General features: G+C 33.5%; 16 protein-coding genes. 11 read left to right on the forward strand and 5 right to left on the reverse strand.

Going from position 1 to position 17,754, the window contains the following annotated elements; all coding sequences use genetic code 11:
• The first annotated feature begins 201 nt into the window (after positions 1-201).
• The 11 genes from KFE94_08915 (at position 202) to KFE94_08965 (ending at position 9,576) form a co-directional block, all read left to right on the forward strand.
• A complete protein-coding gene (locus tag KFE94_08915; protein UTW64807.1) occupies positions 202-687 on the forward strand; it encodes a hypothetical protein in 486 nt (161 codons plus the stop codon).
• A gap of 473 nt (positions 688-1,160) precedes the next feature.
• Positions 1,161-1,640: a hypothetical protein gene (locus KFE94_08920; GenBank protein ID UTW64808.1), complete on the forward strand. Its 480-nt coding sequence runs from the start codon at positions 1,161-1,163 to the stop codon at positions 1,638-1,640.
• A gap of 254 nt (positions 1,641-1,894) precedes the next feature.
• On the forward strand, positions 1,895-2,332 hold the full coding sequence (locus KFE94_08925) for a hypothetical protein (GenBank protein ID UTW64809.1): 438 nt from the start codon (positions 1,895-1,897) through the stop codon (positions 2,330-2,332).
• A gap of 296 nt (positions 2,333-2,628) precedes the next feature.
• The gene (locus KFE94_08930; protein ID UTW64810.1) at positions 2,629-3,108 is read left to right on the forward strand and encodes a DinB family protein; all 480 of its coding nucleotides are present in this window, start codon (positions 2,629-2,631) and stop codon (positions 3,106-3,108) included.
• A 126-nt stretch (positions 3,109-3,234) separates the two neighbouring features.
• Positions 3,235-3,927: a hypothetical protein gene (locus tag KFE94_08935; GenBank protein UTW64811.1), complete on the forward strand. Its 693-nt coding sequence runs from the start codon at positions 3,235-3,237 to the stop codon at positions 3,925-3,927.
• 144 nt (positions 3,928-4,071) lie between these two features.
• On the forward strand, positions 4,072-4,416 hold the full coding sequence (locus KFE94_08940) for a 5-carboxymethyl-2-hydroxymuconate Delta-isomerase (GenBank protein UTW64812.1): 345 nt from the start codon (positions 4,072-4,074) through the stop codon (positions 4,414-4,416).
• A 270-nt stretch (positions 4,417-4,686) separates the two neighbouring features.
• The gene (locus tag KFE94_08945) at positions 4,687-5,934 is read left to right on the forward strand and encodes a DUF4407 domain-containing protein (GenBank protein ID UTW64813.1); all 1,248 of its coding nucleotides are present in this window, start codon (positions 4,687-4,689) and stop codon (positions 5,932-5,934) included.
• Positions 5,931-6,908 carry a DUF4407 domain-containing protein gene (locus KFE94_08950; protein ID UTW64814.1) on the forward strand — a complete coding sequence of 326 codons (978 nt, stop codon included), beginning with the start codon at positions 5,931-5,933 and terminating at the stop codon, positions 6,906-6,908. Before KFE94_08945 ends, KFE94_08950 begins: the two co-directional genes overlap by 4 nt.
• Positions 6,909-6,973: 65 nt before the next feature.
• Positions 6,974-7,552 carry a Crp/Fnr family transcriptional regulator gene (locus KFE94_08955; GenBank protein UTW64815.1) on the forward strand — a complete coding sequence of 193 codons (579 nt, stop codon included), beginning with the start codon at positions 6,974-6,976 and terminating at the stop codon, positions 7,550-7,552.
• An 85-nt stretch (positions 7,553-7,637) separates the two neighbouring features.
• Entirely contained in the window at positions 7,638-8,258 is a 621-nt protein-coding gene (locus tag KFE94_08960; GenBank protein UTW64816.1) for a hypothetical protein, read from the forward strand.
• A 115-nt stretch (positions 8,259-8,373) separates the two neighbouring features.
• Entirely contained in the window at positions 8,374-9,576 is a 1,203-nt protein-coding gene (locus tag KFE94_08965; protein ID UTW64817.1) for a hypothetical protein, read from the forward strand.
• Here KFE94_08965 and KFE94_08970 read toward each other — a convergent pair.
• The 5 genes from KFE94_08970 to KFE94_08990 all read right to left on the reverse strand — a co-directional run bounded on the left by KFE94_08970 (position 9,573) and on the right by KFE94_08990 (position 17,604).
• Complete coding sequence (locus KFE94_08970) at positions 9,573-11,444, reverse strand: DUF3857 domain-containing protein (GenBank protein ID UTW64818.1); 1,872 nt, start codon at positions 11,442-11,444, stop codon at positions 9,573-9,575. The genes KFE94_08965 and KFE94_08970 overlap by 4 nt on opposite strands.
• Before the next feature lie 48 nt (positions 11,445-11,492).
• A complete protein-coding gene (locus KFE94_08975; GenBank protein UTW64819.1) occupies positions 11,493-13,394 on the reverse strand; it encodes a DUF3858 domain-containing protein in 1,902 nt (633 codons plus the stop codon).
• A gap of 341 nt (positions 13,395-13,735) precedes the next feature.
• Positions 13,736-14,557 (reverse strand): zinc-dependent peptidase, encoded by an 822-nt coding sequence (locus KFE94_08980; protein ID UTW64820.1) that lies wholly within the window; start codon positions 14,555-14,557, stop codon positions 13,736-13,738.
• A gap of 110 nt (positions 14,558-14,667) precedes the next feature.
• Positions 14,668-16,206: a glycine--tRNA ligase gene (locus tag KFE94_08985; protein ID UTW64821.1), complete on the reverse strand. Its 1,539-nt coding sequence runs from the start codon at positions 16,204-16,206 to the stop codon at positions 14,668-14,670.
• Between the two features lie 126 nt (positions 16,207-16,332).
• Positions 16,333-17,604 (reverse strand): metallophosphoesterase, encoded by a 1,272-nt coding sequence (locus KFE94_08990; protein ID UTW64822.1) that lies wholly within the window; start codon positions 17,602-17,604, stop codon positions 16,333-16,335.
• Between the last annotated feature and the right edge of the window lie 150 nt (positions 17,605-17,754).

Raw genomic sequence — 17,754 nt, forward strand, 5'->3', positions numbered from 1 at the left:
TGATTTGGCCTTTAAAATGAATAAGATAAAAACAAAATACAACGTTTTGGCTCAGTGCAAACTCGAAAGTTTATCGCTTTCTACTGCCCTACTTGCCATATACTAACCGTTGTGTGTAATTAAACTTATTTATTCAAAGAGAATAACAATAATATTATGAATCATTAACTGTTTTTAAAGACGAAAACAAAATTACAATCTATGGATTTTTATAATAAATACGCGGTTTACTTTGGAATTTTATTCGTCATATCAATGTTTATAGAACAAGCTTTTTGTATTCTGATTTTGGGGATTTTAATTGGAATAATTTCGATTGAATCACTGTTTATTAGAATTACTCTTAATAGAATAGGTGTAAAGTGTAACGGTGAAATTGATGGGATAGAATCGGATAATGAAAACTTCAAAACTCCAAAAATTAAATTTAAGACTTTAGAAAATGAAGAAATAATTGGAACCCCTTCGTTGTATGTTTCTACAAGTTTTAGCCAAGTTCAATCTTATAAGTCTAAAATCGGAAGAGAAATCCCAATAATCTACAATCCCAATAACCCAATAAAGTTTGAACTATATAATGAAAAAGGATATGGTACTATAGGAATTATTGTTACGGGTATCTTGTCCTTTGGATTGCTAATTCTCGGAACTCTTGAACTTACAGGTATTATCAATAAATTCAATTAATTTCTTTAAAAACTACGCACAACAATCGCTATATGGAATTCTTCATAATGCTGTACTTTCTTTTAACTACGTATTCGCTTCCGGAAACACATTAAACATGGCGTAACATTAAGATCTATAAATCCTCTCTCAACAAATAAATCTCACGTAATTGGTTCGACATAGTTCCTATCGTCTCCACTGAAATGAAAAATGCAAACCAGAATAATCTTGTATTATTCTGGTTTACATTAAATTAAGCTACATTCTGATTGGTTCGATTTTCCCGAACAGTTCTAGTATCACATATTGAATTACTAGCAATAATGTTGTTAATCAATGTTTTAATGATTCGATTCCTATAAGCTTTTTTTTGAAGTCTTTGGGTATTATTAAATATCTAATTGTAAATGTTAGTTGTCGTTTGTAATTATTTAAATTAGATTATTATTTTCAAGTACAAGTTAGAAACCATCACCGCTTAATTTATAAAAATGAGAAACCAATTCTTCACACTTATCATTCTAATTCTGGGACTATTTAACTATTCGTTTGTGAACACCAATTCAGAACAGAATCCTATTGAATGTAAATCCTTAGATATAGGTTGTTTACAAATAGGAGGTGAAAATTCTGGAGAACTTATTATAAGAACCAATGAAGAATATCAGAGATTACTTCTAAGGCGCTCCCCTCATTCGGACTGTGGAAATTATGAATTACCACTAATTGATTTCAATAATCACATATTAATTGGATATATCAAGGGATTTAAAGGATGTAAGGAACCAATTGCTAATCATACAATATCCGAAGTAAATGGAACAATTCAATTTAATGTGGAAGTTGAAGAATTAGGAGCATGCAAGCGCCTTAACTGGGTGACAATTTGGTGTATGGTAAATAAAACCGAAGAAAATCCAACGGTTAGCTTTAAAGAAACAATTACAACTAACGTCAATTATAAAAATTAACGGTAAAAAAGAAAATAGAATTGAGTGTTGAATCTGGCGAGAAAAACGGTTGCTAACAATCGCTATATATAATGCTCCGTTTAAATCTAAACACTACGCTTCTAATTCATTTCACGATAAAGTGTATTTTAGCTTTTAAACCGATAAAAACTTAAAAAACTAAACATTACCTGCACGTGCGTATCCGAAGCCTTCGCCTTTCGAAAACGTACTATACATAGCGGGGACGTTGGCAAACATTTAAAATGAACTCCATGCTTAAAACATTAATTTTCATACCAATCTTAATATTGACCGTCAATTTAGCACAAGGACAAACTTACAATTACGATTACATTTTTAACGAATGGAAAGAAGGTGAAATTGATATAAATGAAAATGTAAGTGATGGAGGTACACGAAGAGGAGGTTGGGATTTTTTGACAATTAATAAGGACAGCACCGTGATTTATGCTGGTGCTTTTACTTGTGGTTTTGGCTCCAAAAGAATAGGTACTTGGACTCTTGACAAGCAAAATAATATAATCACCTTTTTATTTAAGAATACTGAAGGATACATAAACAATCCTGAAAATGGTGAAATTGATCTTACAGAAACTTATCTTATAAAAAAATTGAATGAGACCGAGTTAATACTAATTCATCAAAACGGAAATCCGCCAATACAAATAGGATTCTTTGCAAACCAATAATTAAAACAATTTGCCCACAACGGCTATAAGTAATTGCTTGTTCTCGCCTACTCCTGAAAATCCTCTTTCAACAAATAAATCTCACGAAGTTGGTTCAACATAGTTCCTATCGTTCCCACAAACTAGAATATACGAATCTAAAATAACCTGTATGGTTTGTATATGATTGAACTCTAGATTTGATTACGGATTTCTAGGTAGTTCTCATATCAATTATGTATTTTCATAGTCAGTGGTAATTATTTAAATTGGACAATTGCTTTTCGCTATTTGTTGAAAGCAATTAAAAATTGAATATGAATATTAGTGAATATTTAGCAAATCGGCTTAGAGAGATTCTTTTGAGCGGTAAATGGGTCATTGGAACGAATTTTAAAGAACAGATCGAAGATTTGACATGGGTAGAGGCTACAAAGCAGGTGGAAAACTTTAACTCAATTTCTGACATAACTTTTCATATCAATTATTATTTGTCAGGAGTTATGGATGTTTTTAATGGTGGGGATCTTACCATTAGGGATAAGTACAGCTTTGATGCACCGGAAATTAAGAGTGAAAAGGATTGGAATCTGAGAAAAGAAAAATTTGTAGAGGATTCAGAAAGCTTCATCCAATTGGTTGAGAATATGGAAGTAGAAAGATTAATGGATGTTTTTGTAAAAGAAGAATATGGGTCATTTTACAGAAGTATTGATGTAATCATTGAACATACTTATTATCATCTGGGACAAATAATTCTGATTAAAAAGAAAATAAGAGAAGCAAGTGAGAATTAGTTTAATGGTTACTTCATTTTTATGGTTAAACTTAGGAGTGGTTAAACACTCTGATTTAAATGAATTTCAAGAGTTATTTGTCCATACGTTCAAAGTGTATAGATAATCATATAATTAAAATAAAAAATGGAACGCAAAGTTTGTACGGTATGTGATCTGGAAATTGAGGAAAACTATTGTACCAGATGTGGACAAAAGTTTACAGGTCATAAACTTTCCGTTCTCTTCTTAATCAGTGATTTTCTTTCTAATTTCTTTTCGCTGAATAAATCTGGTTTCTCTACGATATTCAGGATTTTGGTTGATCCCAAAAAGGTAACTACCAACTACAGTTTGGGCTATCGGAATTATTATAGCAGTCCCGGTAATATCTTGTTGTATGGAATAGCGATGATCACATTACATTTATTACTAATTGATAAAACGGCATTAAATTTTAGAGTTGGTGATAGTGTATTAAGTGCTCAGTATGGTTTTTTGATTGCTTTCTATCCCTTTATTATGATTGTATCGTATTTGAGTTTTATAAGGAAAAAAGTGACATTTTCAGAACATTTAGTTTCTACCCTATATACTTCAACTTCGGTGTTGATTTTAATCGTTTTGATGAGTGATATAATTTATTTGATTTCGGGTAAACTTTTTGAAATAGAAGCATTTTGGGTATTTATGATATTGGCTTTCTTTTGGAATAGTCGCGTTTTTACCGCTGAAAATAAATTTAAAAACATACTGCAAAACACACTTCTTCAGTGTTTGGTTTTCACGGTCATTGTTGGAATTGTTCTCCTATTGAATTTGATATTGGCTACCAAATAGAACTTAATTTAGAGGAAACGTTAACTTCATTATGTGATGAGAGATACGTTGAATTAAACATTAATCTGTGGGTGTTTTTCTGTTTATTCGGATGATATTTATGTTTATCATATTACATTTGAAGTTAATACTAAACATAGTTGTATGCCTCATTTTGTATTAGATTGTTCGGAAAACATTATCCATATAAAATCTCCTGAAGAGATTATTCAAAAAGTATATGATACGGCAGAATCAACGGGGTTATTTAGTCCTGAAGATATTAAGGTGAGGATAAACCCTTTTAAGTATTACAATATTGGAAATTCTCAGGACGACTTCATACATGTGTTTGCCAATATAATGGAGGGCAGAACAACGGCTCAAAAAAAGAATCTTTCGGAGAGAATCGTAACTGAATTAAAACAGATGTTTCCGGATGTGCCTATCATTTCTATAAATATTCGAGATTTTGAAAAGGCGACTTATTGCAATAAATCAATGGTCTAAATGATCACAGTTTTACCGACCATCCCCCTTATACTTCAACCATCAAGAAACGCTCATTTTTCCAAAAGATAAATTGTAATATCGCAATATCATAAGCGTAAGATACTTACGTTTAATCTTTACAGCTGCGGGATATATTGATAAAGAGATATGTCCATGGATGACGCGCCAATTTTTTAAGGTCAGCAGAAATTGTAAATTGACGTTCTACTGAAACTCAAACATTGGCTACCTGCATATTTCTATGTTTTAAATTGAAATTAAGGGTGTATGCATATTACCGAAGAATATTATAAAGAAGAAAAAGACATTAACCTACTCACCAAATTTTTATGGTGGGCTGCTGGAGCTGATCGTAAATTGTTGATGAGGTGTTCCTATTCAGATCATGTAAAATACTTTGGTTTAGGAGGGATTGTATTTGCCACAGGAGTTCTAGCTGCGATTTCGGGCGGATACGCATTTTACACTATTTTTTCACCTAAAGAAATTCAAGGAGCGATAGAGAGTTCAATTGATATCTATTCTGTGGTTAAAGCAACCGTATTTGGGATACTATGGGGCTTGATTATTTTTAATCTGGATCGTTTTATCGTTTCTAGCAGTGCCATTGGAGACGGATCTGGAAAAATCACTTACAGGGAGTTGTTACATGCGATACCCAGAATAATTATGGCTTTAGTGTTGTCAATTGCGATTGCAGCCCCATTGGAAATTAGAATATTTAAAACTGAGATTGATGCGGAATTATTCAGGGTGCAAAATGAGCGAATTTTAGAATTAAACAAGATTACAGATGCAGAATTTGAGGAAAGAATTCGAATTGCACTTACCGATCGGGGAGAGTTAGAGAAAGAAATTCAAAATCAAGAAAAACTGATCAAAAAGCAGGAGATCAAATATCAAGAGGAAATAGCCGGACGTGTATCCGGGGTACCAGGAGCTGGAAGCGCAGCAAAAGCGATTAGAGATTATATTGACCAGCGCCTTAAGCCAGATTTAGAGCAAATGAAATCGGAGAATACCAGTTCCATTGCGGCATTGAATACCGATATTGAATCCTTAAGAAGTGAAAAAGAAGCCGCGTATCAGAGTAATAAAAATCAGGCGAAAAAACTGGATGGGCTTCTTCAACGACTGCTTTTGGCAGAAGAAATTGCGGGATGGAAAATTATCTGGTTGATACGAATGATTTTTATTGTAATTGAAACAGGACCTATTTTCTTTAAGATGATGGTTGTAAAAGGACCTTACGATTATCTAGAAGAAAATTTAAAAGAAGAAATTAAGGCTAACGCAGGTATTATTTCACAGAAAGCAATGGACGTTAATACGTTAAAAGATGAAGATTATGTCTATGTTGGGTCTCAACAGTTGATGCATGATAAATTGAAATGGTTTAGGGCGAAAGAAGAATTGTTGGATTATGTAATTAGTAAATGGAAAAAAGAAGAGCAATCCAGAGTAGATGAGAATATCGCTGATTACATTCCGAAAGATTCGAATTCAGCAAAATGAGAGCATTAGGTTTCATAGGTGCAGAGAAGCAAATATTAAATGATTGTTCTCTAAGGGAACGAAAGGGATATCAGTTTTTTAATGGCGTACAGTTTTTTTTGGTGATGCTTGTCGCCTGGGAAATTCATTATTTGGTGGGAATTGTATTTGGAAAGACTTGGTGGTCTATTCTTGCGGGGGTCTTCTGGGCATTTGTATTTTTTAATTTGTATCGGGTGATTTTGTTTACCGTATCCGGAGAAAGAGGAAATACATTTCGGGAGAAATCGCAAATTGTATTATTAAATGCCTTTAAAATATCTATAGTAGTATTTTTTGCATTGATGATTTCCATTCCATTGCGTTTGTTTTTATATGAAGATTATATCAACCAAAAGATCCCTGAAGTTGTGGAAGAAAAGATTCTGGAGGTCGCACAAAGTGTGGATATTATCTATGAAGAAAGGGAACAGGTTATACATGACAGACTCCAATATTATGAAGGACAGTTACTGAGTTTACGTAAAAGCATTGGAGAGCAAAAACAGAAAAGGAAACAAGAAATTAGACAGGATGTAAAAGAGGTGATCGCTACGAATATTGAGAAATTAGAAAGACAATATCAGAGAAAAGAACAATTTTTTAAGCCTGTGATTCAGGAGTATAATTATAGGTTGATAGCGCTTCAAAAAGAAAAAGCTATTGAAATGACTTCATATATAGAAATGATCGAGTCTTCTAATCTATTATCCGAACGGTTTTCTCTTCTGGTTCGTCATAAACCGATATCTGGATTTTTATTCACTTTATTTATTGTAGCGGTATTTCTATCCCCGTTAGGATTTAGACTGTATTCGGTTTATAGTGAAAGCTCGGAATACGATCTGATTCGAGATCAAAGAGTTCGAAACGAAATCTTTGCCAATCAATTGAATTTTAAAAAGAGCTATCATAGAATAATTCAGAATTTGTTGAATGTGAACCCCGAGAGTTAAAGAGGTAAGTTAAGAACGGTTTCTTAAAATCGAATTATTTTTAGACTTTGAAAATATGAATACACATGCAGGATAAGTTATTCCAATTCATTTCAAATTACATCGAGCTTTCTGAAGAAGAAAAACAAGCTATTATTGATTTAGATATTTTTCGAATGGTCAATAAGGGAACTGTTTTACTTCAAGAAGGGGAATATACCAAAGAAAGCTATTTCGTTTTGCAAGGTTGTATTCGGGTGTATTACGTGATTGAAGGAGAAGAAAAAACAACCGCATTTTATACTGAAATGCAGGGGGTGACGCCTCATTGTGTGTTAACAAAAAAGCCTTCGGAGTATTATCTAGAAACCACAGAAGACTCCATATTGACTGTTTCGAATGTGGATATGGAAGGTGAAATTTTTGAGAAGTTTCCAAGATTTGAATCATTATGTCGTGTCCTATCCGAGGAACTTTTAGCGAAGAATCAAGATACATTTGATGCGTTTAAAACTTCTTCTCCGGAGCAGCGATATTTGAACCTCATGAAAAACAGGCCCGATTTATTGCAACGTGTACCGCAACATCAACTTGCGAGTTATTTGGGTATTACACCACAGTCCTTGAGTAGATTACGTGCAAGAATTATTGAAAAAGAAAAATAGAGACTCAGTTGATTTATTAACTTAAGTGAACGACTAGCGCTTAACCCTCAATCTAGCTTTGCATGAAAACTTTAAAAGAGAAATTATGCAAAGGAAAATCACAGTATTAAGTGTCGTATTGATGTGTTTATTTTCAATACAAATAAAAGCCCAGTATGAAAAAAATGATACAACGTTCAAAGAATGTTTTGTAGGTAGTAGTTTGTTTATACTTGGGAATCTATTTCCAGGTAATAGACCGGATTTTGTACAATTAAATTTTGGATATAGAATCACAGGAAAGGATGTTGTGTCATTGGAATTAAAAACGTGGAAATATGCCTGGCCTTTAGGTATTCCATATGGAGAATCATTTGAAGCACCTGAAGAAGAATTTCCAGGATACATTCGAGAGTATGGTTTTGCATTCGCATATCAGCGATACTGGTGGAAAGGGCTATATACAGCGGTTCATGTGATGAGCGCCTGGCAATCATTTTATAATGAAGAAGGAAATAAGTTTGATAATGGATACCAAATTTTCAATACGTATAGATTAGGATACCACATCAAGTTGTTTAAAGATAGGATGTTTGTGGAGCCATCAATAGCCATTACCCATCGACCATATCATACCGAAATGCCAGAATCCTTTAAAGAAATAGATGATAGATGGCCGAATTATTTTGTTGGAGAACCGGGACTTCATTTTGGTTATAATTTTTAGAGAATAGAAAAAACTTCTTTAGGATAAATGACTTAAAAGTGAAATATGCATGTTAAAAAAGTCAGTTTATTTAATAGTCGAAGGGTAACTTTGCCAAATAGAAAATTCAGGAAATATGAAGTCATGGATTTCGGGATGGTACATTGGATTGGCGTCTAAATTAAAAGTGACGCTTGTTTTTTTCTTTATTGCAGCGGTCCTGGGATTATCTATGCGACTGATGCATGCCGGATGGATTTCGATTCATTTTAAAAACATTTTGCATACACATTCGCATATTGCGCTTTTGGGATGGTTATATAATGTGGCTTTAATTGTTTTGCAATATGTCATATTTCGAAAAACGAATAGCAAGATAGATTTGGCTTTTTGGTTGAGTCAGATCACTTTTCTGGGGATGATGTTTTCATTTCCATTTCAAGGTTATGCAGCGATATCCATTACATTCTCTACATTATATCTGTTTTGTACGTATTATTTGGTTTATGTCTTATACAGAGAAACTCAAAACCTGGAGAATAGATATGTTGCTAAATTAATCCGATGGAGTGGGATATATTTAATTTTCTCTAGTATTGGTCCTTACGCATTAGGATTTATTATGGCAAAAGGTTTAGCAGATACCCATTGGTATAAGCTGACTATTTATTGGTTTTTGCATTTCCTGTATAATGGATTTTTTCTTCTGGTTGTATATGCTTTTGTTTTTGATCAGTTGAGAGGTTTGAAGTACTCCAAACAAGTTTTCAAATGGATGAATCTGTCTATAATCCCATCATTTGCGCTCTCCGTATTGTGGTTAGAGCCACATACCATATGGTATTTCATTGCTTTGATTGCAGCAATACTTCAACTGCTGGTTCTGGGGTTGTTGATTAAACAAAAGGAGATCGTGCAATTTTGGAAAAATTCATGGGCCCAAAAAGTATTTATTTTTTCTGTTTTGGCCTACACCTTAAAAGTGGTGTTTCAAGTGACAGCGGTGCTTCCGGCAATCCAGACGTTTTTAATGGAAACAGTCTCCTATGCAGTTATTGGTTTTATTCATTTAGTGATGTTAGGCTTTTTTACACTATTCTTCTTGGCTGTGCTGATTGAAAAGCAGTGGCTGCAAATGACACCATTTAATAAAGTTGGATTGAGCCTATTGATTATTGGAATAATAGGATCTGAGATTTTATTATTTGGACAAAGTATTGTGGTCTATTTTGAAGTACTTCAAATTCCAGAGTATTTTCAAATGTTAATGGCAATAAGTACTTTGATGCCTATTGGGATAGGATTAATGATGGTTGAGGTTTTGAGGAATAAGGTTTAGCTATCTTTTACCAATACGATTTGTTTTTGATCAAGTTTGTAAACAAGTAGATAAAATTTTTCAAACTCTTTATAACTCTCTTTAGACCATGTCCCAGATTTAATTAAAAGTTCTCGGGTATATTTAATCTCTGAATCTGTTGAGTCAAATTTTATTGAATAAGTGCCATATGGGGTGAATATGAATTGTGTAGAAGGAAATGATTCGACTTTGTAACCTTTGGGAATGTGAACGATGGTTTCTTTCTTTTCAAGATATCCTCTTCGAACATGTATAGGGTAATTTCGAGTTTGAAATTGCTTCTTAATCTTTGGAAAATGATCATATTGATTAGGTGAAAAAAATATTCGCGAGGGTAACTTTGAATAGTTATTTGATCTCTTGAATGTTATGTTTTCATGATACTCAGGTATCTTCATGTTTTTGGTCTCGATATTAAAATCAGATATATCGATCTCTTCATTTTTGAATTGAGATTTAATAAATTTCATTCTTTTTTCTCCTTCAGATTCTATGACATCCTTATACCAACTATATTGTAAACCTTTACCCGATTTTTGAATCTGATACTTTTCTGTCCCGTCAGGTAATATACTGACTAGAACCTCTTTTTCTAGAAGGTTTAGGGAATCATTGTATTTTGGTGTATGAACCAGATGACTATTGTTCTGAGAAATAAGTAAAGCCTTCCTATTATCAGTGAAATCACCAAGAAAACCAAAAGGGATGGTTTGACTCGTACATTCTAACCAGATACTGTCATTGTTTAAAGGTACACATAAAATAACGTGATTAAATTGTTGTGAAATAAAGTCTTCTTGAATTTCAGGTGTTTTACGACCAGCCAAAACAATGGTGTAGTACGAATGAATGTTCGCTATTTCAAGAAGTTCTTTCATTGTATTCGATAAACCTTTACAGTCACCATAACCATTTTGATAGACCTCATTTATATGAGCAGGTCTCATTCCCCCAATCCCAAGAGCAATGTTTACATAGCGAGTATTATCTTGTAGATATTTATATAAAATGGATACTTTTTCGTAATCTGATTTAGCATGTGCGGTTAGTTCATTTACTTTAGAAATGACTTCTGGAGAAATAGGCTTGTTAAATTGATTTAAGTTATATACCCAGTTGCCATATTCTATCCAGGAGTTTGATTCACCATAAAAACCGTGATATTTAAATTTAGTAGGAGCAAAATCTATGTATTTCCAATAAGCCATTGGAGGAGTAAATAGTTCTATGTCGTCAATTGCATGAATAGAATTGATTTCCCATTCATATTTTTTTGAGGACCCATTATTTGTGATTTTAGGATTAATATCAATGTTGAAATTTTTGTAATTAATATCGAAATCGTTTGAGGTGTTAATGGTATAAGATGAATTTAATATTGATGTATTGAATTCGGTTAGTATACCCCAGGGTTGGAAAGTAAAATATCCATTATAATTTATTGTATAGGAATATGAATAGCTATAAGGATAAGAGTTGTGTTCAATTGGTAAGTACTTAAATCGATGATCTGTTGTTCCAGGATTAAATGGGTTGGCAGAGAAATCTCGAATATCTCTGGTTTTGTATTTTTTTATAGAGTTACCATTGGCATCGTAAATAATTACGGAGATATTAGAAATGGAAGAAGAACTTGTATATGGAATTTCTAAATAAGCTCCAGAAGCACCAACGCGGTTTAAAATAATAGCACTTTGTTCAACTGTTAAAGTAAGAGCCTTAACGGAAGAGACATCTAAAACGCTCTTATCCGTGACAATAATCTTATTGGCATCAGTTCTAAAATCTTTTGGAATACTTAAAACACCATTTTTTAATATGCTCTCAAAGCTTTGAGAGATACACAAGAGGGGAGTTATAAGGAAAAAGAGAAATAATAAAACTCTCATTTCGGTTTATAATTTTTTTAGAACAATTTTTTCGTTTTGTTTTTCAATAATCTGCGAGTAGAACTCTCTTAGGTAGTTGTATTCGTTAAGTGGAAATATCGATTTCTTAATATCTAACCTCATTGAAACGATTATTTTTTGACCAATTTGAGAAGCCTGGAAAATGAATTTCCCTCCCTTATTGGGAAGAGTGATCATTATTGCCCGTGGAACACTTTCAACATCGTAACCCTGAGGAATGGTAAGTTGGAGAGAATAGGTATTATTAATAATTGCCCCAAGGTCTATTGGCATTTCTCTTTTAGATTCTGTAAACAAATTTTCTTGAATTTTTCCCAATAAAACAGGATCAATATAAATATAATCGGATTGATCATTATTGAAGTTATATTCTACATCTAAGTTTAGATTAAGAGGTTTTTCCTGGTTATTGATGTTCTCAATAACAAAATCATTAACGTCAAAATCTGTTAGTTGTTCAGCAACAAGCCTTTTATAGTCATCCTCTCCATCGTCATAAATTTTAATTCTTTCTGATCTTGCAGAATACGAGCTAAAAGATTGAGTGATCTTTTGACCTTCACTTTTATTTAGATCAATTTCGATCATAGTTACTTTTTTATACTTTCCTTGTTCGGATAGGTTAATCCATTTCATGTTATCCGGAGTTAGAAGGAGTCCTTTGTCGTTTGAAGCAATTGGAGGGATTTCATCCCAAGGTCCATACGTATCGGAAGCATCTATGAGATGAACTTTATTGTTAAGAACGAGGCCACATAGCAAATAATCAAAACAACCAGGTGTTGGATATTGACTATGTAAGAGCCCATTTCCTGAAGAGGATGAAATTACAGGATATGCTTTGAATCCTGCTTTTTTATAGGCTCCTACTAAATTCATATTAATTTCAGCGATAGTTCCTTTTTTGTTATTCCAGGCTTCTCGTAAATCATTGATGTAAATTGTTTTTCTTGTACTTTCAGTGAAGTTATGGGCTATTTCATTATAAATGTTTTGAGCGGTTTGAAGTGAATCAGGATCAATTAATGGCTGGACAATCTTTTTTAAATATGCGGTGTGTTCTAATGCAAGTTCAAAGTTGTTTTTATATTGAAAACCTGCGTATCTTCCATACGATTTCATGTAATCATAGGTATATCCATCACGAGCTCTGAAAGAAGTAATAGCAAAAACAATTTTTGTTCTATAATCTTCAATGTTTGGCGAAAATCTATCTTTTTTTAGCCCGGGTAAATCTCTTGCGATCCAAATATGTCCATGAAGTTTATCTAAATTAATTGATTCTGAAATAGGTCTAATTCCCATAATAATAGGTCTGAAACCAAGAACTTCATTGTAAATAACCATGTATTTACTTTCTTTAACAGGAATTGATTTTTGAAAAGACCAATTCGGGAAATCTGTAATATCTGGATTATAAAAGGTGTATATATACTCTACAATAGAACCTGATTTCACTTTGGGAAGGGAGAATTTCCAAGAATATTTATTCTCAGTAATCTCTTCTTTAATGATATCAGATTTACCAAGTTCATATTCTCTTACCTGACCATCTTCTAAATTAAATGTTGAGCCTTTCCTTAAATACATGCTTTCCCCATAAATGCCCTTTTGATAAATAGTTTTAGAGAAATTTCCCCAGTCCAAACCATCAGCATTAAGAATTTTGATTTTAATGTGCCTGTAAAAGATGTATTTGCCATCCTCAAATTTTGTTTTGCCAAATTCTTTTATCACATATGCTTCTGCTGATGGATCAATCTCACAAGTGTTGTCCTCTAAATCTGAGATTGTAACATCTCCAAATTCAAAATCTTGATTTTGTGAAAAAGAAGAAAACGATAAAAAGGTAAGTATAGTAAGTAAAAAGAAGTAAGGGAATTTCATATTTTAGAATTGATATTTGAATTAGAGTTGAAACAAATATATTACTCTCAACGAATAAAACAATTGTTTAGTTTTCAGGATATATGAATAGAGTACCTAAGAATTTTAGATGAAAATCACGGAATACCGTTAGAAATCAAATCTAAAACCCGTTGTTCATTTGTATGGATTTGAAAACCAGAAGTGATTATTTGCCTATCAAAAGAGTGGTTGAGACATATCTGAAATACATCGCATAGAGTTGTTTCGGTGTCGCGAATAATTTTTCTGATCTATCATACGATTTTGTTGCACAATAAAAATCGTAGACCTCTATCAGTAAGCCCGATTTAATATCGGGTTTACTTCTTATTTGAATGACCTAGTGGATTTTGATTTAATAGTTGAACTGTCGCCCTATAAAGTTCAGGGTTATACTGATAAAACTTTTCTGATTGTTCGAAAAACACCTCTAACGAAACAGACATAAATTCCTCGATGTTAGTTGCGGCATAATCCCTAAAAATGGAGGGGGTGTTTTGTCTAATCCGATCAATTTCTTTCTGTGCTAAACCAATCCATTTTCTATACGATTGAGGCCTAATAAAACCACTCACACCATTTCTAAGATATTTATTTTCTAAACTCATGGCGTGAGTCATTTCGTGTATGCCCAGATTAATTCCGTCTGATGGATTATCAAGCCCTTTGAGAAAGTTGTTCCAGGATAACGAAATACTCTTTCCCATTGGAAAAACCTCTCCTTTGTGCCGTCTTTGTGTTACAGGAGAGTAATACTCCTCAGGGTAGATGTATATTTTAGTAAACCGCGGGAGTTGGAAAAACTTAAACCCGAATGTGATTTGAACAGCCGTAGATGCAATGAGTACTTTCATTTCACGGGTGATTTTTAGTCCATCTTTTCCAAGATAGTTTTTGGAACGAATAAATAGTACCACCCGTCTTTCAAACCTGGATTTTAACTTTTGATTTAAGTTTTGGTAGTAAATACTTCTTTGCTGAAGAATACTTCGAATTTCTGGATCAATAGGTCGAAAGTTATGCCAGTATTGATATTGAATGATATGATAGAGTACATAGGATATGATAAAAATGGGAAAGCCAAGTACAAGAATAATCGCAATGATTAAGAAGATGATTTCAAATAATTGATTGGTGTCCATTCTTGATATACTCTATCCCCAAACATATCGATTAATTACGAGCAAAAAAATTTGAACATAAAAAAAGTCCGTCTGTTAAAGACGGACTCTTCAAATAACTATTAAAAATACTATTTCAAGTAGTTTTTAAAATCGGTTTTAGCTTTTACGATTGCAGCGATTTTTGGAATCTCTACACGTTCTTGTTCCATGGTATCACGATCTCTAATGGTCACTGTATGATCTTCTAATGTTTGATGGTCTACCATAATACAGAAAGGAGTTCCAATAGCATCTTGTCTTCTGTAACGTTTTCCCGGAGAATCTTTTTCATCATATTGGCAGTTGAAATCGAATTTTAATTCATCCATAATCTCTCTGGCCTTTTCCGGCAATCCATCTTTACGTGTTAAAGGCATAACAGCAGCTTTAATCGGAGCCAACATCGCAGGTAACTTTAAAACAACACGCTCTGTTCCATTTTCCAGTTTTTCTTCTGTATATGCAGCTGATAAAATCGCCAAGAAAGTACGATCTAGTCCAACAGAGGTTTCAACTACGTATGGCACATAGTTTTCGTTAATTTCCGGATCGAAATATTGTAATTTCTTTCCAGAGAATTCTTCATGTTGTTTCAAGTCAAAATCTGTTCTGGAATGAATTCCTTCCAATTCTTTGAATCCCATAGGAAAATCAAACTCGATATCAGAAGCTGCGTTGGCGTAATGCGCTAACTTGATATGATCATGGTAACGATATTTATCTTGAGAAATTCCTAATGATTTATGCCAGTTGATACGTTGTTCTTTCCAATGCTCATACCATTTCATTTCTTCTCCCGGACGAACAAAAAATTGCATTTCCATTTGTTCGAATTCACGCATTCTGAAGATGAACTGGCGCGCTACGATTTCGTTACGGAATGCCTTCCCAATTTGAGCAATTCCGAATGGTATTTTCATGCGTCCGGTTTTTTGAACGTTCAGGAAGTTTACAAAAATACCCTGAGCTGTTTCCGGACGTAAATAAATAGTATTTGCCGAATCAGCCACTGATCCAATCTCTGTAGCAAACATCAAATTAAATTGCTTGACATCGGTCCAGTTTTTAGAACCACTTACCGGACAGGAGATTCCTAAATCTTCGATTAAAGTTTTGATTCCAGCTAAATCATCCGCATCCATCGCAGCTTTAAATCTGCCATTGATATCATCAATTTTAGCTTGATTTCTTAATACGTTTGGATTGGTCTTTAAAAACTCTTCTTCGTTAAAATCATCGCCAAATCTTTTCAGGCCCTTAGCGACTTCTTTTTTGATCTTAACATTATATTTTTCTACGTGATCTTCAATAAGAACATCCGCACGGTAACGTTTTTTAGAATCTTTATTGTCGATCAACGGATCGTTAAATGCATCCACGTGACCAGACGCCTTCCATGTGGTTGGATGCATGAAAATAGAAGCATCTAAACCCACAATGTTTTCGTTCATCTGAACCATTGCGGTCCACCAATAATCTTTAATGTTGCGTTTTAGTTCCGCACCCATTTGACCATAGTCGTAAACGGCACTTAATCCGTCATAGATTTCACTACTTTGAAATACAAAACCATACTCCTTAGAATGGCCAATGATCTTCTTTAAATTATCTTCTTTTGGTGCTGACATATATTACTTTTTTATGCGGCTGCAAAAATAAATACATCGTACAATCCAACATGCGTTTTGATAGGATTGTTTCAGCTTCAATAGGTCATCATCGGAAATCCATATGTAAATTCTGAATTTTACCGATTAAGCCCTGCTAAAAGTGAATTGTGTAATCTCTGGTGGCATTCCGATTCTTCCAGGAAATCCCAGATAACCAAAGCCACGATTCACATATAACATTTGATGCCCAACTTCATACATTCCTGCCCATCGTGGATACCTGTATTTTACCGGACTCCACTTAATATTTCCTAACTCTACTCCAAACTGCGCACCATGCGTATGACCTGAAAGTGTCAAATCAATATCGGGATGACCCTTAGTTACAATTTCTTCAAAATGCGATGGATCATGAGATAGAAGAATCTTAACTGGGATGTTTTCCGTTCCACTTTTAGCTTTATCCAGGTCTCCGTGTTGAGGGAAAGGTTTTACACCCCAGTTTTCTACACCAATTACAGCAATTTGTTCCCCATTTTTTTCAATGATTTGATGATCATTTAGAAGTGTTTTGAATCCCATTTCACCATGAATTTCAATCAATCTGGCAAAATTTTGTGCTTTTGCTGAATCACTTGGCCATGCACTATAATCTCCATAATCATGATTTCCGACAATGGCCAGTTTTGCAATTTTAGCGGGTAAAGCCTTAAAATCTTCAATCCAACCTTCTGCCTCTGAAGAAAAGTTATTGACCCAATCACCTGTAACCACTAAGATATCCGGGTTGATTTCCTTGATCATTTCAAATGCTTTAGCTACTGGTGCCTTATCTTCAAAAAAACTTCCAAGATGCAAGTCTGAAAGTTGAACAACCGTTAGACCTTCAAAGGACTTTGGAAGATTTGCTAGTTTCACCGGAATTTTCTTTACCCCAAAATCATATCTACCTTTAATCATCCCATACGCTGCCCCTGCAAAAGGAACCGCAGCTGCTCCCAATCCCAATTGATAGATGAATTTTAATCTCGAAATATTCTCTCCACCGGATGATGTCGTACCAGGCGCAAAATAGTTTGCGATATTTCTTACGAGTAAAATAATATCATCACTAAAAATGAATAGGGAAAAAACAATTTTTGGAAGATAGATCAGTAATGTAAGTCCAACTAAATAATAAGTCGATTTGTAGTTTCTAAAATCTGTGTTATTGGAAACGTTAAAAATCACGTACAATAACCATACAATGAATGTAACATAAATAAGCCAATGACCAATTAATATACTTTTTCTTACAAGCTCATTTTGAATGTCATTTAGAAGGACCTTGAGTCCTTTAAAGACATACAAATCGATTAGAAAAAGAAAGGTAATGAGAATGAAAATTGGTATATAGTTGATTGATCTCGATGCCATATCTGAATTTAAAAAATGCAAATTTAAGAGTTGATGAGAATACGGTAGTTCTCAAATTGTTAAAGAATGATAAGCGGTAATATGATGCTATGAAGAATTGATTTTCTTCGTTCACCCTAACTTGTGGATATCTATTTGACTAAAGTGGGG

The sequence above is a fragment of the bacterium SCSIO 12643 genome, assembly GCA_024398135.1.
Taxonomy (GTDB): domain Bacteria; phylum Bacteroidota; class Bacteroidia; order Flavobacteriales_G; family Salibacteraceae; genus CAJXZP01.

Bases quoted from the DNA above. Each gene is read 5' to 3' on its own strand.
- KFE94_08975 (UTW64819.1), bottom strand. From the start codon at position 13,394: ATGAAATTCCCTTACTTCTTTTTACTTACTATACTTACCTTTTTATCG.
- KFE94_08940 (UTW64812.1), top strand. From the start codon at position 4,072: ATGCCTCATTTTGTATTAGATTGTTCGGAAAACATTATCCATATAAAA.
- KFE94_08945 (UTW64813.1), top strand. From the start codon at position 4,687: ATGCATATTACCGAAGAATATTATAAAGAAGAAAAAGACATTAACCTA.
- KFE94_08925 (UTW64809.1), top strand. From the start codon at position 1,895: ATGCTTAAAACATTAATTTTCATACCAATCTTAATATTGACCGTCAAT.
- KFE94_08985 (UTW64821.1), bottom strand. From the start codon at position 16,206: ATGTCAGCACCAAAAGAAGATAATTTAAAGAAGATCATTGGCCATTCT.
- KFE94_08950 (UTW64814.1), top strand. From the start codon at position 5,931: ATGAGAGCATTAGGTTTCATAGGTGCAGAGAAGCAAATATTAAATGAT.
- KFE94_08990 (UTW64822.1), bottom strand. From the start codon at position 17,604: ATGGCATCGAGATCAATCAACTATATACCAATTTTCATTCTCATTACC.
- KFE94_08915 (UTW64807.1), top strand. From the start codon at position 202: ATGGATTTTTATAATAAATACGCGGTTTACTTTGGAATTTTATTCGTC.
- KFE94_08960 (UTW64816.1), top strand. From the start codon at position 7,638: ATGCAAAGGAAAATCACAGTATTAAGTGTCGTATTGATGTGTTTATTT.
- KFE94_08955 (UTW64815.1), top strand. From the start codon at position 6,974: ATGCAGGATAAGTTATTCCAATTCATTTCAAATTACATCGAGCTTTCT.
- KFE94_08920 (UTW64808.1), top strand. From the start codon at position 1,161: ATGAGAAACCAATTCTTCACACTTATCATTCTAATTCTGGGACTATTT.
- KFE94_08930 (UTW64810.1), top strand. From the start codon at position 2,629: ATGAATATTAGTGAATATTTAGCAAATCGGCTTAGAGAGATTCTTTTG.
- KFE94_08965 (UTW64817.1), top strand. From the start codon at position 8,374: ATGAAGTCATGGATTTCGGGATGGTACATTGGATTGGCGTCTAAATTA.
- KFE94_08980 (UTW64820.1), bottom strand. From the start codon at position 14,557: ATGGACACCAATCAATTATTTGAAATCATCTTCTTAATCATTGCGATT.
- KFE94_08935 (UTW64811.1), top strand. From the start codon at position 3,235: ATGGAACGCAAAGTTTGTACGGTATGTGATCTGGAAATTGAGGAAAAC.